The sequence below is a fragment of the Actinomadura livida genome, from assembly GCF_014648675.1.
Classification (GTDB): Bacteria; Actinomycetota; Actinomycetes; order Streptosporangiales; family Streptosporangiaceae; genus Spirillospora; species Spirillospora livida.
In genome coordinates, this window is sequence record NZ_BMRO01000021.1 from 101,175 (window position 1) to 124,628 (window position 23,454).

Annotated in this window: 22 protein-coding genes; 12 read left to right on the top strand and 10 right to left on the bottom strand. The window is 72.1% G+C overall.

Features of this window, described 5'->3' with window-relative positions; all coding sequences use genetic code 11:
• Window positions 1-3 precede the first annotated feature (3 nt).
• Genes IEZ03_RS34250 through IEZ03_RS34260 form a run of 3 tightly spaced genes read right to left on the bottom strand, consistent with a single transcriptional unit; the run spans window position 4 to window position 3,421 of the window.
• On the bottom strand, window positions 4-906 hold the full coding sequence (locus tag IEZ03_RS34250; protein ID WP_184885187.1) for an ABC transporter permease: 903 nt from the start codon (window positions 904-906) through the stop codon (window positions 4-6).
• Between the two features lie 10 nt (window positions 907-916).
• A complete protein-coding gene (locus IEZ03_RS34255) occupies window positions 917-1,843 on the bottom strand; it encodes an ABC transporter permease (RefSeq protein WP_184885189.1) in 927 nt (308 codons plus the stop codon).
• Window positions 1,844-1,849: 6 nt separating this feature from the next.
• Window positions 1,850-3,421 (bottom strand): peptide ABC transporter substrate-binding protein, encoded by a 1,572-nt coding sequence (locus IEZ03_RS34260; RefSeq protein ID WP_184885191.1) that lies wholly within the window; start codon window positions 3,419-3,421, stop codon window positions 1,850-1,852.
• A 272-nt stretch (window positions 3,422-3,693) separates the two neighbouring features.
• Here IEZ03_RS34260 and IEZ03_RS34265 point away from each other — a divergent pair, with 272 nt between their 5' ends.
• The 5 genes from IEZ03_RS34265 to IEZ03_RS34285 all read left to right on the top strand — a co-directional run bounded on the left by IEZ03_RS34265 (window position 3,694) and on the right by IEZ03_RS34285 (window position 8,885).
• Window positions 3,694-5,019, top strand: a complete 1,326-nt coding sequence (locus IEZ03_RS34265) for a M20/M25/M40 family metallo-hydrolase (protein ID WP_184890684.1) — start codon at window positions 3,694-3,696, stop codon at window positions 5,017-5,019.
• 44 nt (window positions 5,020-5,063) lie between these two features.
• Window positions 5,064-6,011, top strand: a complete 948-nt coding sequence (locus IEZ03_RS34270; protein ID WP_184885194.1) for a hypothetical protein — start codon at window positions 5,064-5,066, stop codon at window positions 6,009-6,011.
• 136 nt (window positions 6,012-6,147) lie between these two features.
• Complete coding sequence (locus tag IEZ03_RS34275; RefSeq protein WP_229808752.1) at window positions 6,148-7,170, top strand: MBL fold metallo-hydrolase; 1,023 nt, start codon at window positions 6,148-6,150, stop codon at window positions 7,168-7,170.
• A 105-nt stretch (window positions 7,171-7,275) separates the two neighbouring features.
• Complete coding sequence (locus tag IEZ03_RS34280; protein WP_184885199.1) at window positions 7,276-8,022, top strand: DUF899 domain-containing protein; 747 nt, start codon at window positions 7,276-7,278, stop codon at window positions 8,020-8,022.
• A gap of 224 nt (window positions 8,023-8,246) precedes the next feature.
• The gene (locus IEZ03_RS34285) at window positions 8,247-8,885 is read left to right on the top strand and encodes a pyridoxamine 5'-phosphate oxidase family protein (RefSeq protein ID WP_184885201.1); all 639 of its coding nucleotides are present in this window, start codon (window positions 8,247-8,249) and stop codon (window positions 8,883-8,885) included.
• 85 nt (window positions 8,886-8,970) lie between these two features.
• Here IEZ03_RS34285 and IEZ03_RS34290 read toward each other — a convergent pair whose 3' ends face one another.
• The gene (locus IEZ03_RS34290; RefSeq protein ID WP_132043545.1) at window positions 8,971-9,159 is read right to left on the bottom strand and encodes a DUF5302 domain-containing protein; all 189 of its coding nucleotides are present in this window, start codon (window positions 9,157-9,159) and stop codon (window positions 8,971-8,973) included.
• A 144-nt stretch (window positions 9,160-9,303) separates the two neighbouring features.
• Between IEZ03_RS34290 and IEZ03_RS34295 the strand changes: the two genes are divergently transcribed.
• Window positions 9,304-10,719: a cytochrome P450 gene (locus IEZ03_RS34295; protein ID WP_184885204.1), complete on the top strand. Its 1,416-nt coding sequence runs from the start codon at window positions 9,304-9,306 to the stop codon at window positions 10,717-10,719.
• Between the two features lie 12 nt (window positions 10,720-10,731).
• Here IEZ03_RS34295 and IEZ03_RS34300 read toward each other — a convergent pair whose 3' ends face one another.
• Window positions 10,732-11,097 carry a DUF7668 domain-containing protein gene (locus IEZ03_RS34300; protein WP_184885206.1) on the bottom strand — a complete coding sequence of 122 codons (366 nt, stop codon included), beginning with the start codon at window positions 11,095-11,097 and terminating at the stop codon, window positions 10,732-10,734.
• Between the two features lie 115 nt (window positions 11,098-11,212).
• Here IEZ03_RS34300 and IEZ03_RS34305 point away from each other — a divergent pair, with 115 nt between their 5' ends.
• Complete coding sequence (locus IEZ03_RS34305; RefSeq protein ID WP_184885208.1) at window positions 11,213-11,620, top strand: DUF2795 domain-containing protein; 408 nt, start codon at window positions 11,213-11,215, stop codon at window positions 11,618-11,620.
• 28 nt (window positions 11,621-11,648) lie between these two features.
• Here IEZ03_RS34305 and IEZ03_RS34310 read toward each other — a convergent pair whose 3' ends face one another.
• The 4 genes from IEZ03_RS34310 to IEZ03_RS34325 form a co-directional block, all read right to left on the bottom strand.
• Complete coding sequence (locus IEZ03_RS34310) at window positions 11,649-13,640, bottom strand: aconitate hydratase (RefSeq protein WP_184885210.1); 1,992 nt, start codon at window positions 13,638-13,640, stop codon at window positions 11,649-11,651.
• A 1-nt stretch (window position 13,641) separates the two neighbouring features.
• Window positions 13,642-15,207: an FAD-dependent monooxygenase gene (locus tag IEZ03_RS34315; RefSeq protein WP_184885212.1), complete on the bottom strand. Its 1,566-nt coding sequence runs from the start codon at window positions 15,205-15,207 to the stop codon at window positions 13,642-13,644.
• Window positions 15,208-15,340: 133 nt separating this feature from the next.
• Window positions 15,341-16,942 carry an acyl--CoA ligase family protein gene (locus IEZ03_RS34320; RefSeq protein WP_184885214.1) on the bottom strand — a complete coding sequence of 534 codons (1,602 nt, stop codon included), beginning with the start codon at window positions 16,940-16,942 and terminating at the stop codon, window positions 15,341-15,343.
• A 70-nt stretch (window positions 16,943-17,012) separates the two neighbouring features.
• On the bottom strand, window positions 17,013-17,876 hold the full coding sequence (locus IEZ03_RS34325) for a hypothetical protein (protein WP_184885216.1): 864 nt from the start codon (window positions 17,874-17,876) through the stop codon (window positions 17,013-17,015).
• Between the two features lie 117 nt (window positions 17,877-17,993).
• Here IEZ03_RS34325 and IEZ03_RS34330 point away from each other — a divergent pair, with 117 nt between their 5' ends.
• Entirely contained in the window at window positions 17,994-18,527 is a 534-nt protein-coding gene (locus IEZ03_RS34330; protein ID WP_132043528.1) for a hypothetical protein, read from the top strand.
• On the opposite strand, the gene murA is transcribed toward IEZ03_RS34330, so the two are convergent.
• Complete coding sequence (gene murA / locus IEZ03_RS34335; RefSeq protein ID WP_184885218.1) at window positions 18,524-19,825, bottom strand: UDP-N-acetylglucosamine 1-carboxyvinyltransferase; 1,302 nt, start codon at window positions 19,823-19,825, stop codon at window positions 18,524-18,526. The genes IEZ03_RS34330 and murA overlap by 4 nt on opposite strands.
• Before the next feature lie 214 nt (window positions 19,826-20,039).
• Between murA and IEZ03_RS34340 the strand changes: the two genes are divergently transcribed.
• From IEZ03_RS34340 to IEZ03_RS34355, 4 genes are all read left to right on the top strand, one after another.
• Window positions 20,040-21,266 (top strand): extracellular catalytic domain type 2 short-chain-length polyhydroxyalkanoate depolymerase, encoded by a 1,227-nt coding sequence (locus IEZ03_RS34340; RefSeq protein ID WP_184885220.1) that lies wholly within the window; start codon window positions 20,040-20,042, stop codon window positions 21,264-21,266.
• 175 nt (window positions 21,267-21,441) lie between these two features.
• A complete protein-coding gene (locus tag IEZ03_RS34345) occupies window positions 21,442-21,744 on the top strand; it encodes a hypothetical protein (RefSeq protein WP_184885222.1) in 303 nt (100 codons plus the stop codon).
• Window positions 21,741-22,289, top strand: a complete 549-nt coding sequence (locus tag IEZ03_RS34350) for a hypothetical protein (protein WP_184885224.1) — start codon at window positions 21,741-21,743, stop codon at window positions 22,287-22,289. The genes IEZ03_RS34345 and IEZ03_RS34350 overlap by 4 nt, the downstream gene beginning before the upstream one ends.
• 584 nt (window positions 22,290-22,873) lie before the next feature.
• The gene (locus tag IEZ03_RS34355; protein WP_184885226.1) at window positions 22,874-23,368 is read left to right on the top strand and encodes a tetratricopeptide repeat protein; all 495 of its coding nucleotides are present in this window, start codon (window positions 22,874-22,876) and stop codon (window positions 23,366-23,368) included.
• The last annotated feature ends 86 nt before the right edge of the window (window positions 23,369-23,454 follow it).

Here is a 23,454-nt window from a genome sequence, read left to right on the forward strand (position 1 = left end):
CGCTCACCGCAGCTTCGGGTCGAGGGCGTCGCGGACGGCGTCGCCGAGCAGCAGGAAGCTCAGCACCGTGGCCGACAGGAACGCCGCGGGGAAGATCAGCAGATGCGGGTGGACCATGAAGGCGTCCTTGGCCTGGCCGAGCTGGAGGCCCCAGGAGACCTGCGGGTACTGCAGGCCGACGCCGAGGAAGTCCAGCGTCGCCTCCCCCACGATGACGTTGCCGACGTTGAGGGTGGCGACCACGATCACCGGGGCGATCGCGTTCGGCAGGATGTGCCGGGCCATGACCCGGCGGTCGGACGCGCCGAGCAGCCGCGCGGCCTGCACGTAGTCGGCGTCGCGGACGGAGATGACCTGCCCCCGCATGATGCGGATCATCGTCGTCCAGCCGAGCAGCACCAGCACCAGCGTCATCGCGCCGATGCCGTGCCCGGGGAACGCGACGAGGATCACCGTGCCGCCCAGCACGAACGGCAGCCCGAAGAACACGTCGGTCAGCCGGGAGACCAGCGCGTCGAGGACGCCGCCGTAGTAGCCCGACAGCATCCCGAACACCACCGCGATCAGCAGCGCGAACAGCGTCACCGCGACGCCGATGAGCAGCGTGGGCCGGGCGCCGTGCACCACGTGCGCGTAGTAGTCGCAGCCGGCGAGGTCGGTGCCGAACCAGTGCTCGCCGGACGGGCCGAGCTTGGACAGGTTCGGGTCGCACCCCTCGTTGGCCGCGGTGCCGGTGAACAGGCCCGGACGGGTGGCCATCACCGCGACCACGGCCAGGACCGCCACCGAGGCCCAGAAGATCCAGCGGCGCCGCAGGTCGCGCCACGCGTCGCCCCACAGCGACGCCCGGCCGACCTCGCCGCCCGCCGCCGCGGTGACCTCGGCCTGCGCCTCCTTCGTCGTCATCCCCGGCCCCCTACTCGTACCTGATCCGCGGGTCCAGGACCCCGTACAGCAGGTCCACGACCAGGTTGACCAGCAGGAAGATCAGCACCAGCACGGTGACCGCGCCGACCACGACCGGCCCCTCCTTGAGCTGGATCGACTGGAACACCTGCTGCCCGACGCCCGGCAGGTTGAAGATCCCCTCGGTCACGATCGCGCCGCCCATCAGGTTCCCGAAGTCGACGCCGAGGTAGGTCACCACGGGGATCAGCGAGTTGCGCAGCGTGTGCCGGCCGATGACCCGCGCCTTCGACAGCCCCTTCGCCCGCGCGGTCCGGACGTAGTCGGCCCGGAGGTTCTCCGCCAGGCTCGTGCGGGTCAGCCGCGCCACGTACGACAGGCCGAGCGAGCCGAGCACGATGCCGGGCAGCAGGTAGCTCATCGGCCACCCGTCCTCGGTCCCGGCCGTCGGGAAGATCTGCCAGTGCAGCCCGAACACGATCTGCGCGATGTAGCCGAGGACGAACACCGGCACCGCGATCACCAGGGTCGTCCCGCCGAGGACGAGGGTGTCGGCGAGCCTGCCGCGCCGCAGGCCCGCCCACACGCCGAGCGCGATCCCGATGACCAGCTCGAAGAGCCAGGCGGTGAGCGCGAGCCGCGCGGTCACCGCCCAGCGCCCGCCGAGCATCTCCGACACGCTCTGGCCGGTGTAGTTCTCGCCCAGGTCGCCCTGGGCGAGGCCCCACATGTACTTCGCGTACTGCACCAGCAGCGGATCGTTCAGGTTGTACCGGTCCCGGAGCGTCCGCAGGACGTTCTCCGGGACCGGCTTGTCCCCGGCGAGCGCCTGGATCGGGTCTCCCGGCAGCGCGAACACCATCGCGTAGATGAGGAGCGTGGTGCCGAAGAAGACCGGGACCGCCTGGAGGAGCCGCCGGACGACGTAACGCCACATCGGGGGCTACTTCACCGTCACTTCGTGGGCGAGCAGACCCGTCGCGTACGGCGTGACGGTGACGTTGCCGACGTTGTCGGAGTGCCCTCCCTGGCGGGCCCACGTCCACAGCGGGATCATCGGCATCTCCTCGATGGCGATGTCCTCCGCCCGGTTGTAGAGCCCGATGGCCTTCTGCTGGTCCGCCGTGCGGTTCGCCTCGGCGATGAGCTCGTCGAACTCCTCGCTCTTCCAGCCCATGCGGTTGTTGTCCGAGCCCCACATGTTCTCGAGGTAGTTCTGCGGGCTCGGGTAGTCGGCCTCCCAGTTCTGCCGGTACGGGCCCTTCTCCTCGCGGGCGCGCAGCATGGAGAAGTAGTCGGACGCGGGGACCTGCCGGAACTCGATCTCCTGGATGCCGAGGTTGTCGCGCAGGGAGTTCGCGACGATCCGCATCCATTGCGCGTAGGTCGGCTGCGCGTTGGAGAAGTACAGCTCCAGCGTCCCCTCGAACCCGCCGGCCTTGTCGAACAGCTCCTTCGCCTTGGCCGGGTCGTAGGTGCACAACTCGCCGCAGGCGTTGTCGCGGTGGCCGGGGATGATCGACGGCAGCAGCGAGTCGGCCGGGAAGTAGGCGCCGTTGTAGACCGCCTTGTTGATGCCCTCCCTGTCGATGACCATCGAGATGGCCCTGCGCAGGTCCGGCTCGGCGAAGCGCTTGTCGAACAGGGGGAAGCCGAGGTAGTCGATCGTGCCCATCTCGCCGGTGATGAACCGGTCGCCGAACACCTTCTCGGCCTCGGGCACCTTTCCTGACGGGATGGTCTGGAGCACGTCGAGGCTGCCCGCACGCAGGTCGGTGTAGGCGGTGTCGGCGCTGGAGTAGCTCTTCCAGGTGACGCCCTTGTTCTTGGGCTTGCGCGGCCCGGTGTAGCCGGGGAACGCGACGAGCTTGATCTGCTTGTTGCGCTCCCACTCCCCGTCCATCATGTACGGGCCGTTGCCGATCGGGCGCTCGTCGAACGCCTTGGGGTCCTTGAGCCCGGCCTTCGGCATCGGCGCGTACGCCGGGTAGGTGAGCAGCAGCGGGAACTGGCTGAACGGGTGGTTGAGCGTGACCTCGAGGGTGTTCTCGTCGACGACCTCGACCCCGGACAGCGTGTCGGCCTCCGGTTCGGCGTTCTCGTCCTCGGGGTTCATCGCCCCGTACCCCTCGATGTGGGAGAAGTAGTCGTTGGCGCCCATGCCGTTCGGCCCGTAGGCGGCGTGGTTCCACGCGTCGGCGAAGCTCTGCGCGGTCACGGCCTCGTCGTTGTGGAACTTCTGGCCCGGCTTGACCTTGATCGTCCAGACCTTCTGGTCGTCCGAGGCGACCGATTCGGCGGCGAGCGGGACGGCCCGGCCCTCGCGGTCCAGCGTCATCAGGTTGTCGAAGAGCTCGCTGATCACGTCGAAGGAATAGCTGCTGGTCGTGTTGGCGGGCATCAGGTGGTCGGGTTCGGAATGGCCCGCGGTGAACGTGCCGTCACTCGCGCCGGCGTCACCGCCGCCGCCGCAGGCGGACAGCCCGAGCGAGGCCGCCAGCACCACCGCGGCCATCCCCCTCGCCCGCCCGGACACACCCCTTGCGCGCACACCCCTTACGGCACCCCTCTGGCTTCGCATCGTCCTCCCACCCGTCGCTGCCTCGCGCCGCGGGTGCTTGGCCACCCGCCGCACCTAGATTGCTCGCAGGGTCGTACTCTCGGTGACGCTTTGGATACGGGGCTCACGGAGTCGAGACCGGATCGAGACATCTTGATCATCATTGACAGGGGCGGGCGTGGGGGAAGAATGAGGTCGCGTTGCAGGAGCGGCGTCCGGGGGTGAAGGTGCGCGACGACCGGGGCGGCGGTGACGACGGCGGGGCCGCGGCCGACGCGGCGGCGATCTGCGCCGACCTGATCCGCTTCGACACCACCAACCGGGGCGAGGGCGTGGCACGTCCGGAACGGCCGGCCGCCGAGCACGTCGCCGCGCTCCTGGACGAGGCGGGCGCCGAGGCGAAGATCGTGGAGTCCGCGCCCGGCCGCGCGAGCGTCCTGGCCCGCGTCCCCGGCGCCGATCCCGGCCATCCCGCGTTCCTGGTCCACGGCCACCTGGACGTGGTGCCCGCCGACCCGGCGGAGTGGACCGTTCCCCCTTTCTCGGGCGAGGTCCGCGACGGATGCGTGTGGGGACGCGGCGCCATCGACATGAAGGGCAGCCTCGCGATGACCCTCGCCGTCGTCCGGCGGCGGCTGCGCGAGGGGCGGCGGACGCGCGGCGACCTCGTCCTGGCGTTCCTGGCCGACGAGGAGTGCACCGGCGAGCACGGCTCCCGGTACGTCGCGCGCGAGCACCGCGGATTCTTCGACGGGTGCGCCGAGGCGATCAGCGAGTCCGGCGGCTTCAGCGTGGACGCGGGCGCCGCGCGCGTCTACCCCATCGCGACCGGGGAGCGCGGCACGGCGTGGATGCGGCTCACGGCGCGCGGCACCGCCGGGCACGGGTCCAAGCCCGCGCCCGACAACGCCGTCGCCGAGATCGCGCACGCCGTGTCCCGGCTGGCCGCCCACGAGTGGCCCGTCCGGCTGACCCCCGGCGTCCGGGCGCTGCTGGACGGCCTCGCGGACGCGCTCGGCACCGCCGTCGACCACGACCGGCTGGACGAGGAGGCGGTGCGCCTCGGAGCGGCCGGCCGCCTGTTCGCCGGGACGATCCGCAACTCGGCCAACCCGACCCGCCTCGACGCCGGCTACAAGGTGAACGTCGTGCCGGGCACGGCGACCGCGCAGGTCGACGGGCGCTACCTGCCGGGGACCGGCGACGAGTTCCTCGCCACCGTCGACCGGCTGCTCGGCCCGAAGGTCGCCCGCGCGTTCCTCAACCACGAGGAGGCGCCGGCCGCCGACCCGGCCGGGCCGACGTTCGCCGCGCTGGCGGACGCGCTCCGCGCCGAGGACCCGGCCGCCCGCCCCGTCCCGTACGTCATGGCGGGCGGCACCGACGCGAAGGCGTTCCACCGGATCGGCATCGCGAGCTACGGCTTCGCCCCCCTGCGCCTCGGGCCGGGCCTGGACTACCTCGGCATGTTCCACGGCGTGGACGAGCGGGTGCCGCTCGACGGGCTCGCCTTCGGCACCCGGGTGCTGGACCGGTTCCTCGACACCCGCTGAAACCCCGGGCGCGGGCGGGCGGATCAGGTGGGTAGGGATCAGGCGTGGACTTCTCCAGCGCGGCCGGCGAGCTGTACGGCGTCCCGCCGTCCGGGTTCGTGGCGACGAGGAAGCGGCTGGCCCAGGAGGCGAAGGACGCGGGCGACCGGGCCCTCGCCAAGCGGATCGGGGAGCTGCGCCGCCCGACGCTGTCGGCGTGGGCGGTGAACCTCCTCGCCCGCTCGGCCGCGGAGGACCTGGAGCGCCTGCTGGACGTCGGTGCCGAGATCCGCGCGGCCTGGGGCTCCGGCGGCGGGCTCGGGGACCTGGAGCAGCGGCGCGCGCGGCTCGTGGGCTCGCTGGTGCGAACGGCGGCGGATCTCGCCGCCGAGGCGGGCGGCCCGCTGCGCGAGCAGGCCCTCCGCGAGGTGGAGGACACGCTCCAGGCCGCCACCGTGGACGCGGACATCGCCGACGGGGTCCGTGCGGGACGCCTCTCCCAGCCGCGCAGCCACACGGGCTTCGTCCCCGCCGGGTTCCCCATGGCGCCCCAGAACGGCCAGGAGGGCGCCAAGCCCAAGGCCGAGGAGAAGAAGGCCGAGGAGAAGCCGCCCGCCAAGGCGCCCGCCCGGGAGAAGCCGGCAATGGAGCCCGCCGAGGCGGAGGAGCCGGTCAAGGCGAAGGGGCGGGGCCGGTCGAACGTCACGCGGACGAGCGCGGCGCGGGCGCGGCGGGCGGAGACGCTGCGCAGGCGCGCCGAGGCCGCGGACCGCAGGCTCGCCGAGCGGCGGGAGCGGGCCGAGGCGGCGAGCCGGGAGGCCGAGGAGGCGTCCGCCGAGGTCGGGCGGCTGCGCCACGAGCTGGACCGGGCGATCGCCGGACGCGACGCGGCGGTGCGCCGGGCCGAGCGCGCCGCGCAGCACCGCGCCCGGGCCGAGGAGGAGGCGCGGGAAGCCCGCGAGGCCGCGCGGGAGGCCCGCCGCGCCGCCGACCGTGACGCACGGCACGGCTGACCGCCACCCCAGATGCCAGGGGGACCACCGGCATCGAGTACGTTCGATTGGAACGAGATTCCAGAATCGCCGGGACGGCGGCCGAGACGGCGACGGCGAGATGACGACAGGGGGGCGCGCGGTGACGGCACCGGCCGTGCAACAGCAGACCGACTGGACGGAACCGGGCGCGCATCCCGTGGCGCCGGGGGTGCACCGCATCCCGCTGCCGCTGCCGATCCCGTCGCTGCACGCGGTCAACGTCTACGTCATCGAGGACTCCGCCGGACTCGTCGTCGTGGACTCCGGCTGGGCGATGGACGACACGCGGACGACTCTGGAGCGCGGCCTCCGCACGATCGGCCACGGGCTGGACGACGTCGCGCAATTCCTCGTCACGCACGCGCACTGGGACCACTACTCGCAGGCCCTCGCGCTGCGCGAGTCGTTCGGGACGCGGGTGCGGATCGGGCGCGGCGAGCAGGCCTCGATCGAGGCGTTCGACGTGAGCCGGGGCCTGCACCCCCGGCAGGTGGAGATGCTGCGCCGCTGCGGCGCGCCCGGCCTCGCCGACGAGATCGCGAACCTGCCGATGGACAGGTCCGAACGGGACATCCCGCACACCCGCCCCGACGGGTGGCTGGACGACGGGGAGCGCATCGGCCTCACCGGCCGCGGGCTGGACGTCTTCGCCACACCGGGCCACACGCGCGGCCACGTCGTGCTGCGGGACGCCGCCGCGGGACTGCTGTTCGCCGGCGACCACGTCCTGCCGCACATCACCCCGTCGATCGGGCTGGAGACCGAGCCCGAGCGCAAGCCGCTGCGCAGCTACCTGGAGTCGCTGCGGCTCGTCCGGGACATGCCCGACACGCTGCTGCTGCCCGCGCACGGCCCGGTGACGCCGAGCGTGCACACCCGGGTCGACCAGCTGCTGGAGCACCACGCCGAGCGGCTCGACGCCGCCGCCGCGGAGGTCCGGGCGGGGCACACGACGGCCTTCGAGGTCGCCGCCGCGCTGCCGTGGACGCGCAGGAGGCGCACCCTGGAAGACCTGGACGCCTTCAGCCGCATGCTGGCCGTCCTGGAGATCGAGGCCCACCTGGACGTCCTGGCCGACAGGGGCGTCCTGGACGCCCACGACGAGTCGGGAGTCCGCCGCTACGCCGTGCGGCGCTGACCGCCCCGTCCGGAACGGGGACGGCGGGAGCGATGAGTTTCCGCGGCCCCGCGGGTCTGCATCGGATGAACCACCGATGGACCGATTCGGACGGAGGACATACCGATGGCGCTCCCCGAAGTCGTCTCTCGCGAAGAGTGGACGGCCGCACGCAAAAGGCTGCTCGCCAAGGAGAAGGAGCTCACCCGCGCACGCGACGCGCTGAACACTGAGCGGCGCCGCCTGCCGATGGTGCGGGTCGAGAAGGACTACGTCTTCGAGGGCCCGGACGGCAAGGCGAGCCTGCTCGACCTGTTCCACGGCCGCCGCCAGCTCATCATGGGGCACACGATGTGGGACCCCGAATGGGACCGCGCCTGCCGGAGCTGCTCGTCGGGACTCGCCGAGATCTCGGTCGGCCATCTGCGGCACCTGAACGAGCGCGACACCACCTACGTGGCGGTCTCGCGGGCCCCGTACACGAAGATTGCGCCGTTCAAGGCGGAGATGGGCTGGGTGTTCCCCTGGTACTCCTCGTACGGCAGCGACTTCAACTACGACTACCACGTCACGATCGACGGGTCCGTGGCACCGGAGGAGTACAACTACCGGCCCCTGCCGCCGGAGGGCGACCGCCCGATGGAGCTGCCCGGCACGAGCTGCTTCCTGCGGGACGGCGACACCGTCTACCACACCTACTCGATGTTCGCCCGCGGCGCGGAGCAGGTCGGCGGCGCCTACTACTTCCTGGACCTGACGGCCCTCGGCCGGCAGGAGGATTGGGAGGAGCCGAAGGGCCGCGGCTCGGGCGGCATGCCGGCGGGCAGCAGGCTGCCCTACCCCGACGAGTACGACGACGAGTACTCCTCCTGAGAAACGCCGCCCCTTCCCCATGGGCGTCCGCCCCGTGCCCGCGGTCAGCCGTGCGCATGGCGGACCGGGCGTCCGGCGCGGCGGCCCGTGACCGTGCCGCGGCCTCGCGGAGAGGCCGCGGCGCGGTCATCGGCGCCCGAACCGGGCGTGCCCCGGGGCGCGGCCGACGGGTGAGATGCCGCCGGTTAGGCTGATCCTCCGGTTCCCTCCCGGAAGGAGCGGCGATGACGCTCGTCCCCGAGTCCGCGACGATCACCTCCCCCGAGGAGCTGCGCGAGATCCTCGGCGCGCCGATGCCGCGGGCGGTCGCCAAAGAGCGGGTGAGGCTGCACGCGCGGGACCGCGACTGGCTCGCCCGCTCGCCGTTCTGCCTGATCGCCACCAGTGACGCGGACGGCAACTGCGACGTCTCCCCCAAGGGCGACCCGCCCGGGTTCGTGCACGTCATCGACGACACGACGATCGCCGTCCCGGAACGGCCCGGCAACCGCCGCGCCGACGGCTACCTGAACGTCCTGGGCAACCCGCACGCGGGGCTGATCTTCCTCGTCCCCGGCCGCGGCGAGACGCTGCGCGTCAACGGCCGGGCGAGCCTCGTCCGCGACGCGCCGTTCTTCGACGAGATGGTCGTCAACGGGCACCGCCCGTCGCTCGCGCTGGTCGTGGAGATCGAGCAGATCTTCTTCCACTGCGCGAAGGCGCTCATGCGCTCCAAGCTGTGGAAGCCCGGCACGTGGGAGCCGGACGCGCTTCCTTCGCACGCCCGCATCGTCGCCGACCTGCGGTACGCGAAGGAGAGCGTGGAGGAACTGGAGCGGTACTACTCCGAGGACAACTACGCGAAGAAGCTGTACCAGGGCTGACAGAAGCACACCCGCCGGGCGGCCTCAGGCAGATACGGGTCGACCCCCGCGCATCCGCGCGGGGGTCGCTGGCCGGGCGGCCCCGTCAGCCGCTCTTGCGGCGGAACTGCCGCTGATGGTCGGCACGGTCATGCGTGCCGCGCACCTTGGGGCCGTTCCTGCCCGCCGAGCCGGCGTTCTTGCCCCCCGCGCCGCGCTTGCGCTCCAGGGCCTCCCGGAACCTGCGCTTCACATCGTCCTCGCCGTCCTCCGGCGCTCCTGGCGAGTCGGCCATGCGGACCTCCAGCTCTTGTAGGGACACCCCCAGCCTCACATAAGCCGCGGCGACCGGCCATGCTGACCCCCGCCGGAAGATCAGCCAGGGGATATTTCGTCATCGACCGGTCACTACGGAAGGATCTCTCCTAAGTTTGTGCGGGTGGAGCCCCAGACGTCGCACGCAGAGACCGCGCCCGCACATCCGCCGCTGGAGTCGCTCGCCGTCCAGCCGCTGGTCAACCGGGACTACGAGTCCCGCCCCGCCCTCTTCTACGAGCGCCTCCGCGCCGAGTACGGACCGGTCGCCCCGGTGGACGTCCTCGGCGTGCCGGCGTGGCTCGTGATCGGCTACCCGCAGACCCTCGACATCCTGCGCGACACGCGGGGCATCTGGAGCAAGCGTCTCGACTCCTGGCGGGCGCGCCGGGAGGGCCGCGTCCCCGCCGACTGGCCGCTGCTCCCGGCCTTCGAGATCGACAACTCGGTGTTCCGCGACGGCCCCGACCTCACCCGGCTCCGCGGCGCCTGGAGCGAGGGACTGCGCCCCTTCCAGGACCGCACGCGCACGCAGGCGAAGGAGCTGGAGCGGGCCATCCGGCGGTACGCCGACGAGCTGATCACCGTGCTGTCGGAGAACGGCGGCCGGACCGGGTGGACCGACCTGTCGGCGCAGTACGCCCGGCCGCTGCCGCTGATGATCGTGGGCCGGCTGCTCGGCGCCGAGCCCGGCCGCGGCGACGACATCATCATGGACATGTGGCGGATGCTGGACGCCGGGCCGGACGCCGCCGAGGCGGCCGGGCGGCTGACCGCCGAGGTCGCCGCCATCTGCCAGGCCAAGCTGACCGCCCCCGGCGAGGACCTGCCGTCCTACATGATCGCCGCGGTGCCCGACCTGACCGTCGACGAGCTCACCCGCGAGATGACCATGCTCATCGGGCTGGTCGGCGACTACACCGGGACGCTGGTCTGCAACACGATCGCCGAGGTGATCGCCGGGGACACCGGGGTGCGCGACAGCATCTCCGCCGGGATGCTGCCGGAGGCGGTCAACCGCGCCGCGATCACCAGCCCGCCCATGGCCAACCTGACGTTCCGGTGGCCGAAGACGGACGTGCGCGTCGGCCGGTTCCTGATCGCCGCCGGGGACCCGGTGATGCTGTCGCCCGCGGCGGCCCACCTGGACCCCGCGTTCACCGGCACCATGACGCCCGACTCCATCTACAGCTCCCGCGCGCACCTGGCGTGGGGCGCGGGGCCGCACGCTTGCCTCGGCCGCGATCTCGCCACGACCATCACCACGATCGCGGTGGAGCGGCTGTTCGAGCGGTTCTCCGGGCTGCGGCTCGCGCTGCCCGCCGACCAGCTTCCGTGGCGGTCGTCGCCCATGATGCGCGGCCTGCGGTCGCTGCCGGTCACCTACGAGCTGGCCGACGAGCCGCAGCGGTCGCCCGCCGGCCCGGCGGGCGGACCCGCCGCCGGCGACGCGGGGCCGGAGGCGGACACCCCGGTCGCGGCCGAGCAGAAGTCGCTGGTGCGCCGGGTCCTGCGGATGATGCGGCTGTCGCAGCCCTAAGGGGGCCCGTTCTCAGGGAGCGCCGTTCGCGGGGGCGCCGATCCGGTCGAGTTCCACCGTCCACACGCCGTCCATGACCTCGGTCAGGGTGAGGTACAGGTTCAGGGCGGAGCGGCCCTCCTGCGCCGTCCACAGCGGGAACGCCACGCGGAAGCGGGGCCGCCCGCCGGGGGCGCCTTCGACGCCGGTCGCGCCGACCGCGTCGAAGGCGTCCTCCGGCGGGCTGATCAGGTCGAGCCCGCGGCCCTCGATCGCCCCGGCCAGGTCGGCCGCGCTGAGCCGGCGCCCCTCGGTCAGCGTCTCCAGTTCCGCGTACTCCCCGGCGACCAGCAGGGAGACCACGACCCTGACGGCGTTCACGCCCTCCCGCGGCAGCATGCGCCACACCGTACCATCCCCCGCCACATGACCCGCCGCAAGATCGGCCGCATGTTTGGGCACGTGCGCCCGGGAACGATCCGTCCGGTAGGCGCGCAGGGAGGACGAACGAACGATGCCAGACAAGAGCGACAAGCACGGCGCGAAGCTGGACGAGCAGATCGAGCGCGAGACGCAGGGCATGGTCAGCGGCGGTCATCCCACCCACGCCGAGGAGTTCAAGGAGACCGAGCCCTTCTCCAACGACGACCCCGACGACCCGGCCGCGCAGCCGGCCGCGGACCGGGAGGGCTCCCCGCCCGGAATGACCGCGCAGGACGTCGAGGGACGCAGCGCCCTCGCCCGGATGCTGACGGGCGTGCGGTACCCGGCGCGGCCGAACGAGCTGATCCGGCACGCCGCCGAGGGCGGCGCCCCCGACACCACCGTCGAGGCGCTGCGGACGCTGCCCAAGCGCGAGTACGAGAACGTCGCCGACGTGGCCGAGGAACTCGGCTACGGCCGCGAGGAACGCCGCTACTGAGCAGTTCCCCGACGACCCCCGGAGAGCGTCACCGCTCGTTCAGGGCTCGTTCGCGGAGCAGCGGGATCTGGCCGCCGGCGGCGACCAGATCCCGCTGCCGCTGCGACAGGCGGTGGAGCGCGCGGTACGTCTCGCCCTTGGTCACGTTGCGGACCTCGACCTCGTTCCCTGCCTTCAACGCGTCGCGGACGCCCCCGATGCGCAGCACGTCGCCCTGCCCGACCCGGTCGTAGTCGCCCCCCTCCGCGAATTCGAGGGGCAGGATCCCGAAGTTGACGAGGTTCTGCCAGTGGATGCGCGCGTACCCGCGGGCCAGGACAAGGCGGAGCCCAAGGTGGCGGGGTGCGATCGCGGCGTGCTCGCGCGAGGATCCCTGGCCGTAGTTGCGGCCGCCTACAACGGCGTGCGGCCCGGCCTCCCGCGCCCGCCGCGGGTAGTCCTCGTCGATGCGGGTGAACGCGAAGTCGGCGAGCCTGGCGATGTCGCTGCGGAACGGCAGGGCCCGCGCGCCCGCCTGGAGGATCTCGTCGGTGGACACGTCGTCGCCGACCTTGATGACGACGGGGATCTCCAGCTCCTCCGGGAGCGGGTCGAGTTCGGGCAGCACACCGATGCTCGGTGCCTTCTCCAGCTCGGGGCGGGGCGCCGCGTCCGCGGGGGGCGGCGCTTCGAGCATGTCGCGGTTGACGCTGGACCGCCGCGGCAGCCGGACGGCGGGCGGGTCGGTGCCGAGGTCGCGGGGGTCGGTGATCCGGCCGGTGAGCGCGGCGGCCGCGGCGGTCTCGGGCGAGCAGAGCCAGACCAGGTCGCCCCTGGTGCCGGACCGGCCGGGGAAGTTGCGCGGGAACGTCCGCAGGCTGTTGCGGCCGATCGCGGGCGCCTGCCCCATGCCGATGCAGCCGAGGCACCCCGCCTGGTGGATGCGGGCCCCGGCCTGGACGAGGTCGGCGGTCGCGCCCATCCGGGTCAGGTCGACCAGGATCTGCCGGGAGGTCGGGTTGACGTCCAGCGACACCTGCGGCGGCACCTGGCGGCCCTTGACGATCGCCGCCACGGACGCGAAGTCGCGCAGCCCCGGGTTCGCGGACGACCCGACGACCACCTGGTGGACCTCCTCCCCCGCCACCTCCCGCACCGGCACGACGTCGCCGGGCGAGCCGGGCCGCGCGATCAGCGGTTCGAGGGCGGACAGGTCGATCTCGTCGGTGACGTCGTAGGACGCGTCCGGGTCGGCGACGATCTCGGTGAAGGCGTCCTCGCGGTCCTCGGCGACCAGGAACTCCAGGACCCGCCCGTCGGACGGGAACACCGTCGTCGTCGCGCCCAGTTCGGCGCCCATGTTGGCGATGACGTGCCGGTCCATCGCGGTCAGCGACGCGAGGCCGGGGCCGTGGTATTCGATGATCCGGTTGACGCCGCCGCGCACGCCGTGCCGCCGCAGCATCTCCAGGATCACGTCCTTGGCGCTCAGCCACGGCGGCAGCCCCCCGGTCAGCCGCACGCCCCAGATCTCCGGCATCGTCACGTGCAGCGGCTCGCCCGCCATCGCCATCGCGACCTCCAGGCCGCCGACGCCGATCGCGAGCATGCCGAGCGACCCGGCCGCGCACGTGTGCGAGTCGGAGCCGACCATCGTCGCGCCGGGCACGCCGAACCGCTGCATGTGCGTGGGGTGCGAGACGCCGTTGCCGGCCTTGGAGTACCAGAGCCCGTACCGGCGGCACGCCGACCGCAGGAAGATGTGGTCGGCCATGTTGCGCTCGTCGGCCTGGAGCAGGTTGTGGTCGACGTACTGGACGGACACGTCCGTGCGGACCCGGTCCAGGTCGAGGGCCTCCAGCTCCAGCATGACCAGCGTGCCGGTCGCGTCCTGGGTGAGGGTCTGGTCGACGCGCAGGCCGATCTCGCGGCCGGCTGTCATCTCGCCGCTCACCAGGTGCGACGCGATCAGTTTCCGGGCGACGCTGCGACCGCCCGCCCGGTCCGCCCGCGCCTCGCCCGGTTCCGTGTGCTCCGCCATGTCAGGTCCTCCGCTCCTCCCGGGGAAGGTCGCCGCCGGGGACGCCGCCCGCCGGCCGCGGTCCGTGGACGTGCCGGTCCACGGGCTGCCCGCACCACTGGTTCAGGGCGTCGCGGATCACCGCGGCCCGCCGGTCGGGCGCCGTCTCGTCGGTCGCCCACGCGATGTACCCGTCCGGCCGCACCAGCGCGGTCGTGCGGGTCGCGCCGCCGGCGAGGACGCAGTGGACGCGGCCCGCCCACCGCTTGGCCGCCAGGTAGGTCACCGCGGGATCGTTCGCCGCGACGACCAGCACGAACCGGCCGTCGCCGAGCAGCCCGTACAGCCGTCCCGGGCTCCCCGCCAACGGGACGTCCGGTGCGCGCCGCCCGGTCAGCCGGTGGGAGCCGCGCGGCGCCGGATAGGCGATGTCGATGCCGGAGACGGCCCCCGCCAGCCGCCGCGCGACCGGCGGGGTGCGGGTGGCCGCCCAGGCGGCGGCGCCGCGGGCCCGGCGCGCCCAGAGCGGCTCGGCGAGGACGACCCGCAGTGCCGCGCCGCTGCCGCGCACGACGAGCCGCCCGACCGGGTGCCGTTCCTCGTGGTAGCTGTCGAGGAGCCACGACGGGGCCCAGCCGCGCACCTGCGCAGCGAGCTTCCAGCCGAGGTTCGCGGCGTCCTGGATGCCGGTGTTCATGCCCTGCCCGCCGACCGGCGAGTGGACGTGCGCGGCGTCGCCCGCGAGGAACACCCGGCCCACCCGGTACTGGGGCACCTGCCGCTCGTCGCTGTGGAACCGGGACGTCCAGCGCGGGTCGTGCATGCCGTGGTCGGTGCCGAGGGCGCGGCGCGTCACCTCGCGCAGCTCGGCCATGTCGACGGGCTCGGAGTCGGGCGGCTGGTGCCGCCGGTTCCAGGCGATGGCCCGGTACCAGCCGTCCCCGAACGGCGCCAGGAACGCGAACGCGTCGCCCACCGCGTTGACCGTCAGGACGCCGGCGGGCGGGTCGGCCAGCCGGACGTCGGCGAGCATCACCGACCGGACGGCCGCCTGGCCGGGAAACGGCAGGCCCAGCAGGCGCCGGACCGTGCTGCGGACCCCGTCGGCCCCGACGACGTAGGACGCGCGGCGGGTCTCGGTGCCGCCTCCGGGCATCCGCACCTCGACGTCGACGCCCGCCGCGTCCTGGTGCAGCCCCACGACCTCGGCGCCGTGCACGATCTCCGCGCCCTCGGCCACCGCCCGTTCCCTCAGCACGCGCTCGGTCTCGTACTGCGGCGTGACCAGCACGTACGGGAACCGGCCCGGCAGCCGCGACAGGTCGAGGCTCGTGGTCCCCAGCAGCTGGATCGCCCCCACCCGCCGGCCCGTCGAGGTGAGCTCGTTCGCCACGCCCCGCGCGTCCAGCATCTCCAGCGTGCGGGCGTGCACGGCGAACGCCCGCGTCAGGTTGCTCGTCTCCTCGCCGCGGCGCTCCAGCACCGTGCAGCCGATCCCGGCCGCGGCCAGGTCGCCCGCGAGCAGGAGACCCGTCGGGCCCGCCCCCACGATCAGCACGTTTCCCGTCGGCTTCCCGGTGGGCGCCATCCCGTTCCCTTCTCACGCGCTCGGCGGCCGGACCCCGGCCCCCGCCCAGGGAACACTTCCCCCGAACGGCCGGTCCTCACCTACGGGACGCCCTGTACGGCGGGCGTTCTCGCGTCGTCGGCGCGCGGCGCCGTCAGCCCTGGACGCGGCGTCCCATGCCGGCCCACTCCTTCTCCCGGAGCTGGAACTTCTGGATCTTGCCGGTGGACGTCTTCGGCAGCTCGGCCACGAACTCCACCGAGTCGGGCGCCTTGAACCGGGCGAGGCTCTCCCTGACGTGCCCGATCAGCTCGGCCCCGGTGGCGGCGTGCCCGTCGCGGAGCACCACGAACGCCTTGGGGCGCTCGCCCCACTTCTCGTCCGGCACCGCGACGACGGCGACCTCCAGGACCGCCGGATGCGAGTCGATCGCGCGCTCCACCTCCACCGTGGAGATGTTCTCGCCGCCGGAGATGATGATGTCCTTGGACCGGTCGCGCAGCTCGACGTAGCCGTCGGGGTGGCGGACGCCGAGGTCGCCGGAGTGGAACCACCCGCCGCGGAACGCCTTCGCGGTGGCCTCCTCGTCCCGGTGGTAGCCCTTCATGACGTTGTTGCCGCGCATGACGATCTCGCCGAGCGTCTCGCCGTCCGCCGGGACGTCGTTCATCTCCTCGTCGACGACGCGCAGCCCGTCCGTCTGGATCATGCCGACGCCCTGCCGGGCCAGCAGCCGGGCCCGCTCTGGCGTGGGCAGCGCGGGCCATCCCGGCTGCGCCTCGCACACCGAGTAGGGCCCGTAGGTCTCCGTGAGCCCGTAGACGTGGACGATGCCGGCGCCGAGCTCCTCCATCTGCCCGATGATCGTGGGGCTCGGCGGCGCGCCCGCGGTCGTGACGGTCAGCGGCCGCTCCAGCGGATGCGCCTCGGCCGCGTTCGCGATCGCCACCAGCACGGTCGGCGCGGCGTTGAGGTGCGTGACGCCCTCGGTGCCGATGAGCCGCCACACCTCCCCCGCCACGACGGCGCGCAGGCACACCTGCGTCCCGCCGATCGCGGCGAGCGCCCACGGCGTGCACCACCCGTTGCAGTGGAACATCGGCAGCGTCCACAGGTAGACGCTGTCCGGGGTGTGGCGCGAGTGCGTCACCTCGCCGAGCGCGTTCAGGTACGCCCCGCGGTGCGTGTACACGACGCCCTTCGGCCGTCCCGTGGTGCCGGACGTGTAGTTGATCGATATGGCCGCGTTCTCGTCGTCCACGTCCCAGGTCAGCGGGTCGTCCGAGCCGCGCGCCAGCAGCTCGGCATAGGGGATGCCGCCGACCGCCGGGTCGGGGTCGGCGCCGGCGGCCGGGACCGTGACGACCTGGGGCAGCGCGCCCGCGAGCGGCGCCACCGACGGATGCAGGCCCGCGTCCACGACCAGCGCCTTCGCCCCCGCATGGTCGAGGATGTAGCGGATCTCCTCCGCGGCCAGCCGCGTGTTGATCGCGACGAGCACGGCCCCGGCGAGCGGCACGGCGAAGTGCGCCACCAGCAGCTCCGGGACGTTCGGCGCCAGATAGGCGACCCGGTCTCCCGGCCCGATCCCCGACGCCCGCAGCGCGTTCGCGAGCCTCGTCGTCTCGGCGGCGAACTCCCGGTACGTGGCGCGGCGGTCCCCGTAGGCGTAGGCGGTCTTCCCGGGGAAGACGTCCGCCGACCGTTTGAGGAACGCGAGCGGGGTCAGCGCCGTGTGGCCAGGGCCGTTGTCCATCGGGAGCCTCCGTCGGGTCGGTGTGACCTGCGTCTCAAGCATTTCACGGCTCCCCGGACGCGCCCCGGTCCTAACGTCCGGTGTCGGCCGTCAGGATGGAGACCGCCTTGACGGTCGTGTACCCGCGCCATTCGAGCTCCGCGGCGGGCGAGTAGCTGGCGAAATCGACCGTCCACCCGCCGTCGTCCTGCTGCTGCTCCTCCAGGCGCCGCAGCTCCGCCGCCACGGCCTCCGGCGCGAAGAGCGCCCGAGCGGGGCGGCCGGGATAGGGCGCGAAGTCGAGGGGCCGCATCATCTCGTCCGCGAGCCCGCCCTCGACGTGGACCAGGCCGTTCTCCGGGATGTGCGCGCCGAGCAGCGCCAGGACCTCGCTGTCCTCGACGGCGTCCGCCAGCCACACCGCGAACGCCAGCTCCAGGGCGTGCAGGTCGTCCCTCGCCCGGACGCCGTCGAGGCAGTAGCGGGTCGCGCGGCCGAGCCAGGGATGCGCGGCGACCGCCTTGTCGTGCACGGCGACGCGCTGCGCCATCGCCGCCACCACCGCGGTGATCTGCAGCGAGGACGCCGCCGGATCGGCGCCCGTCCAGAACGGCGCGCAGCCCGCCGGGTCCGGGATCGGCAGCGCGAACGGCAGGCCGCCGTCCGGCAGCGTCACCGAGTCCAGCCAGTCGCAGAGCGCGACGGCCTGGGGCGCCGTGGCGGGCCCGAGTTCCGCGAAGACCTCGAAGGCGTGCAGCGCCGGGCCGGGCTGGCTCGTCCTCGACCGCAGGTCGGGTTCGAGTCCGTGACCGTAGCCGCCGTCGGGGTTCCGGTAGGCGTTCAGCGCGGCGAGCAGCGCGTCCGGGTCGCCCCGGCCGGTCAGCACCTCGAACCGGCGCCGGTCGAGCGTCCGCGCGTGCGTGGCCATGAAGTCGGATGCCTTCTTCATATTCATGCCCCCAGCGTGCCCACCGCCTCCACACCCCGTCTTGTACCTTCCGGCCATCACCTCAACCGGTGGGCGGCGGAAAATGGAGTGCGCGCCGCCAGGTCCCGTCCCTAGCCTGGCCGGATGAAGGTCAGCTTCGAACGCACCGGTGAGCGCCGGTACGCGACCGTCGTCACCCTCCCGGGTCAGGCGCCCCGCCGGATGGACCCCGCGCCCGCGTACGACGACGAGATCCCGCACGACCTCGTCCACTACCTGGTCGAGGCGGAGCTGGGGCTGGCGTCCGGCGTCTACGGGCGGGCCGCGGCCGGCGGGGGCGAGTTCCTGGCGGCGTCCGACGCGCCCGGCGACCCGCGCAGGCAGGCCCGGGAGCGGCGCAGGCTGAAGAAGCGGGAGGCGTCCCTCAGCCGGACCGACCCCGGCGACATGGCCAGGTCGGAGCACCTCGCGGGCCTGTGCGATCTCGCCTGGCGGCGCCGGGCGGGAGCGCGGACGCCCGCGTGGGCCGAACGCAGGCCGATCCCGGCCGAGGACGCGCCGATCGTCGACCGCGTCCTCGACCGCCTGGACGAGACGGCGCCGCTCTGGCGCGACCTCCCGATCGGCGGCGCGCTCACGTTCACCTGGCCGGACACGTCCGTGACCGTCAGCCGCTAGCCCGCCCGCAGGGCCAGGCCCAGCGCGCGGAACTGCTCCACCGGCCGGTGGTAGCCGCGCTCGATGTGGTGGACGCCCCGCAGGGTGGACGGCCCTTCCGCCACCGCCGCCGCCAGCACCGCCGAGAACCCGGCCCGGATGTCGGGCATGGTCACGTCGCCGCCGCGGAGCTTGCTCACGCCGCGGACCACGGCCGAGTGCAGCGCCGCCGTGTCGTGGTAGCGGCACGCGGGACCGCCCAGGCACGTGTCGTAGACCTCGATCTCGGCGCCCATGCTCTGCAGCGCCGGCACGTACGCGAGCCTGTTCTCGTACACGGTCTCGTGCAGCACCGACATGCCCTCCGCCTGGGTGAACAGCACCATCAGGGGCGTCTGCCAGTCGGTCGCGAACCCGGGATGCGTGTCGGTCTGCACGGCGGCGGGCCGCAGCCCGTTCGGCGCCGACGCCATGATCCAGTCGTCGGTGATCTCGAACTCGGCGCCCATCCGGGCGAGCGTGGTGATCGCGGTGACGAGCCGGTCCTGCGGGCACCCGTGCACCCGCACCTCTCCCCGGGTGACGAGGCCCGCCACCAGGTAGGAGAACGCCTCGATCCGGTCGCCCTCCAGGCGCGTCAGCGCGCCGTTCAGCCGCTCGACGCCCTCCACCACGATCCGCCGGTCCGGCGCGAACGAGATCCGCGCCCCCATCCGCTGCAGGAACAGCGCCAGCTCGATGATCTCCGGTTCGGTGGCCGCGTTCCGGATGACGGTCTTGCCCTGCGCCCGCACCGCCGCGAGCAGCACCGTCTCGGTGGCGCCGACGCTCGGGTACGGAAGCTCGATCCGCGCCCCCACGAGCCGCGACGCCCGCGCGTGGATCCCGTCGGCCTCGTGCGTCACCTCGGCCCCGAACGCGCGGAGCGCGTCGACATGGAAGTCGACCGGGCGCCTGCCGATCGGGTCGCCGCCGACCATCGGCACGAACGCCTCGCCCGCCAGGTGCAGCAGCGGCCCCAGCATCAGGATCGGGATGCGGTTCAGCCCGGTGAACGCCTTGCCGACGCTCGGGTCCGTCACCGGCCCCGGCACGACCGTCACGTCCCCGTTGGCCCGCTCCACCGTCATGCCGACGTGCTCCAGCATGCCCGCGGTGATCCCGACCTCACCGACGTCCGGCGCGTTGCCGATGGTGCTCGGCCCGTCCCCCAGCATCGCCGCGACCATGTGCTTGCTGACCGCGTTCTTCGCTCCCCGCACGGTGACGTCCCCGCGAAGCGGCCCCGACGGTTCGATCTGCCACAGCTTCTCAGTCACCAGAGCAGCCTACGGCGTCCCCGGCGGCCCCCCGGCAGATTCACCGCCATCTCCCGGAAAACCACCACCTCCGCCCCCGCGCCCGTCCCCGCGGCGGCCATCGGCCGTGGCTCTGCTCTCCATGTTGATCTACGCGATTGTGTTCGTGCTCGATCTAGTGGACGGCACGCCGATCTCCGGACGATGACGGCACCACCCCGTCCTAGGAGGTCAGGTGCGACTGAGGACAAAACAGGGAATCTGGGCCGCGATCATGGCCGTCACCCTGGCAACGACCTCACTGTCCATCGTCCACGCCGCCGTACCGGCACCGACGCCCGCCCCGCTCGCCAAGTACGACATCAGCTCCACCCATGTCAGCGGAGTGTCGTCCGGCGGATTCATGGCGAACCAACTCCACGTCGCCTACTCCACCCTCTTCCAGGGAGCCGGCATCTTCTCCGCCGGCGCCTACGACTGCGCGCAGAACAGCCTGAGCACCGCGCTCAACGCGTGCATGGCGACCTACCTGCCGCGCAAGACCCCCGCCCAACTCGAACAGCTCACCCGCGACCGCGCCGCTGCCGGCACCGTCGATCCCGTCGGCAACCTGTCGGGCGACCCCGTGTGGCTGTACCACGGCACGTCCGACACCACCGTCGCCCAGGCGGTCAACGACGACCTCGCCACCTACTACCGCGATCTCGGCGCCGACGTCGTTTACGATCGCGGCTCCCCCGCCGGGCACGCCTGGATCAGCCCCATCGGCCCCGGCGCCTGCTCGGTCACCCAGTCGCCATGGATCAACGACTGCGGCGGCGACTCCGTGGGGGACATGCTGACGCACCTGTACGGCACGTTGCAGCCCGCCGCCTCGTCACTGACCGGACAACTGATCCGATTCGACCAGAACGCGTACGTCCCCGGCGGTGACGCCACCTCGATCAGCATGGGCGACGAAGGGTTCGCCTACGTCCCGAAGTCCTGCGAGCAGGGATCCTGCAAGCTGATGGTCGCGCTGCACGGCTGCTACCAGTACTACGGCAACATCGGCGACACCTTCATGGACAAGGCGTACCTCAACGAGTACGCCGACACCAACGACATGATCGTCCTCTATCCGCAGGCCACGGCGACGGCGGGGACCAACCCGCGCGGCTGCTGGGACTGGTGGGGCTACCAGTCGGCCCAGTACCCCCTCAAGAACGGCCCGCAGATGAAAGCGGTCGTCAACATGGTCACGGCCATCACCGACGGCGGACCCACCCCGCCGACCACCCCTCCCACGGAAACACCCGAGTGCGTGACCGCGTCGAACTACGCCCACACCACCGCCGGACGAGCCCACCATTCGATGGGCATCACCTACGCCAACGGCTCCAACCAGAACCTGGGTCTGTGGAACGTCTTCACCACCAGCACCATCAAGGAGACCGGCCCAGGACACTGGATCAAATGCTGACCTGAACCCGAATGGGCCTTGCCCGTCCCTCCCGCCGGGCAAGGCCCATCCCCCACTCACGGACGCTTTGGAATGTTGACCGACCGGCGGCATCCGGGCGACCTGTATCGGTCATGCCGAACCAGAACAGCCTCGGCCAGGTGTTCGCGGCGTCTCATCGGCGTAGCTTCAAGCCATGGCGATCGGTGAGTCTTCGCTGCGGCTACTGCGGAATCTCAAACTCGGCCGGGAGGAGCACTGCCAACGCCTCCTGACCATGCTGATCCTCAACGGCCCCTATCCGCACTGGAACAGCCGTAACGCCCCGAGCCCCAAGGGCCGCGACTTCCTGCTCGCCTTGGACGGGCTCTGCTTCGGCACCGAGGAATGGACAACGCTCCCCTCCTTCGTCGAAGAATTCGACCGCCCCGGCGCCACGACGGGGAGGCAGGTGCGGCACCGGACTACGCGGTGCTATGGGACGACCGGCTCCGGATGACCGAACTCAAGGCCGCCGCGTCCAGCCATCAACCGACGCAGATTCCGACCTACCTCACGCCTGAAATGGCCTGGACGCCACTGAAGTCGACCGACGCGCGCCTGGCCCACATCACCTGGAACCAGGTTGTGCCGCTCCTCAGCAAGCCCTGGAGCAGCGGCGACCGCGACGAAGTCCAAGCGTTGACTCTGCTGATTGAGGCGATCGAGGGGATCGGGAAAGGCCGTCCACCTGAGCCACCGAAGACCGTCCAGCCGGCTCGCCGACCGGACCTCCTCCAGGCCGCGATGGAACTGACGGAAACGACCAGCCAGGACGGCCGCCAGCGAGCACTCGACCACGCGGCCACAAGTGTGGAGGAACTCCAGCAACTTCGGCTGGCCGTGAAGGAAACGGTCAGCGCCACGCCCGTGGGTGAATCCGTCCGGCTCGTGCAGGCATGGATCTGGAGTGCCGCAACGAGCATCGGCCACGCACTCACCGAAGCCGGCGAGTCGACCGGTTACGAACTCCGTCTATCCCGATACCGCTCCGACCACTACTGAGCCACCAAGAACAACGAACCCTTCGGCGCAGGATCAACTGACAACAGCCGACGTCGCGCGCCTCAGGCATCCTGGTACGCCCGAATGCCGCGTCGCCCACCTGAGACGACGACCGCAGAACGCCTATCACGCACGCCGTGACGGCGTCGCGGACGTGCATCCGGGCAGACCAAGCGCTCGACGTCCTGCCAAGCCGTCTGAAAATGGACGCCGTACGCCCCAGAGCTCACCTTCCGGACTACCTTCCCCGACGAACACTTCCGTCCGATCCGTAGGCACCGTGCCGCGATGCCATGGCTGGACAAGCATCCTGGGGTTGGTCAGTAGATCCGATACGAGCCAAGCTCACCGCTCCGACCCGCAGTGCAGTCGAGCGAGGTTTCGGACGAAGGAGACGCGTGCGGCAGGGGCCACCGAGACGGGTGGCCGCGCCGACGCAAATGTGTGGGTTGGCCCCGGCGCGACCATGGTCCGAACAACGTCGAACACTTCGATTCTCACCCGCCACACGTTGCACAAGCGTTGCAGGCTCACCGTCATCGGTCGGCTCCTGTATGCGCCCCGACCTGCCCTATCCTTGGCCGATGATCAAAACGAGGCCGGACTGGGAACGGCGGATCGCCGAGCTCTGGACCACCTTCGACGACCACGAGCCGGAAGACTTTCTCGCGAAGGTCAAGGAATTGGCCGCCGAGCTTCCTGCCGACGACGCCGTTGCGAACTACGAGCTCGCATCAGCCCATGACTCAATCGGGAATGAGGCGGAGGCTGCCACGCACTACCGCATGGCCTTCGAGGCGGGCCTGGATGAGAAGCGCCGACGTCAGGCGACGATCCAGTACGCCAGCACACTCCGCAACCTGGGTCGGGTCGAAGAAAGCGTCGCCCTCCTTACCGCGGAACGAGATGCCGTGTCCGACGAGCTGGACGACGCTGTCACCGCGTTCTTGGCACTCGCGCTCACCGATCTCGGCCGCGACCGGGAGGCCGCGTCGCTCGCGCTGGGTGCACTCTCGCGCCACCTGCCTGTGTACAACCGCTCGCTTGCCAACTACGCGAGAGCGTTGGTGGAGGAGTGAGCAGGCCGTAGAAATGAGAAAGGGCCCCGCCATGAGGCGGGGCCCTTACCCCTAATATGAGTCCGGCGGCGTCCTACTCTCCCACA

Excerpts from the sequence above, each read along its gene's own strand:
- IEZ03_RS34250 (WP_184885187.1), bottom strand. The coding sequence starts at position 906 with ATGACGACGAAGGAGGCGCAGGCCGAGGTCACCGCGGCGGCGGGCGGC.
- IEZ03_RS34255 (WP_184885189.1), bottom strand. The coding sequence starts at position 1,843 with ATGTGGCGTTACGTCGTCCGGCGGCTCCTCCAGGCGGTCCCGGTCTTC.
- IEZ03_RS34260 (WP_184885191.1), bottom strand. The coding sequence starts at position 3,421 with ATGGCCGCGGTGGTGCTGGCGGCCTCGCTCGGGCTGTCCGCCTGCGGC.
- IEZ03_RS34280 (WP_184885199.1), top strand. The coding sequence starts at position 7,276 with ATGGCGCTCCCCGAAGTCGTCTCTCGCGAAGAGTGGACGGCCGCACGC.
- IEZ03_RS34285 (WP_184885201.1), top strand. The coding sequence starts at position 8,247 with ATGACGCTCGTCCCCGAGTCCGCGACGATCACCTCCCCCGAGGAGCTG.
- IEZ03_RS34290 (WP_132043545.1), bottom strand. The coding sequence starts at position 9,159 with ATGGCCGACTCGCCAGGAGCGCCGGAGGACGGCGAGGACGATGTGAAG.
- IEZ03_RS34300 (WP_184885206.1), bottom strand. The coding sequence starts at position 11,097 with ATGCTGCCGCGGGAGGGCGTGAACGCCGTCAGGGTCGTGGTCTCCCTG.
- IEZ03_RS34305 (WP_184885208.1), top strand. The coding sequence starts at position 11,213 with ATGCCAGACAAGAGCGACAAGCACGGCGCGAAGCTGGACGAGCAGATC.
- IEZ03_RS34310 (WP_184885210.1), bottom strand. The coding sequence starts at position 13,640 with ATGGCGGAGCACACGGAACCGGGCGAGGCGCGGGCGGACCGGGCGGGC.
- IEZ03_RS34315 (WP_184885212.1), bottom strand. The coding sequence starts at position 15,207 with ATGGCGCCCACCGGGAAGCCGACGGGAAACGTGCTGATCGTGGGGGCG.
- IEZ03_RS34320 (WP_184885214.1), bottom strand. The coding sequence starts at position 16,942 with ATGGACAACGGCCCTGGCCACACGGCGCTGACCCCGCTCGCGTTCCTC.
- IEZ03_RS34325 (WP_184885216.1), bottom strand. The coding sequence starts at position 17,876 with ATGAATATGAAGAAGGCATCCGACTTCATGGCCACGCACGCGCGGACG.
- IEZ03_RS34330 (WP_132043528.1), top strand. The coding sequence starts at position 17,994 with ATGAAGGTCAGCTTCGAACGCACCGGTGAGCGCCGGTACGCGACCGTC.
- IEZ03_RS34345 (WP_184885222.1), top strand. The coding sequence starts at position 21,442 with ATGGCGATCGGTGAGTCTTCGCTGCGGCTACTGCGGAATCTCAAACTC.
- IEZ03_RS34350 (WP_184885224.1), top strand. The coding sequence starts at position 21,741 with ATGACCGAACTCAAGGCCGCCGCGTCCAGCCATCAACCGACGCAGATT.
- IEZ03_RS34355 (WP_184885226.1), top strand. The coding sequence starts at position 22,874 with ATGATCAAAACGAGGCCGGACTGGGAACGGCGGATCGCCGAGCTCTGG.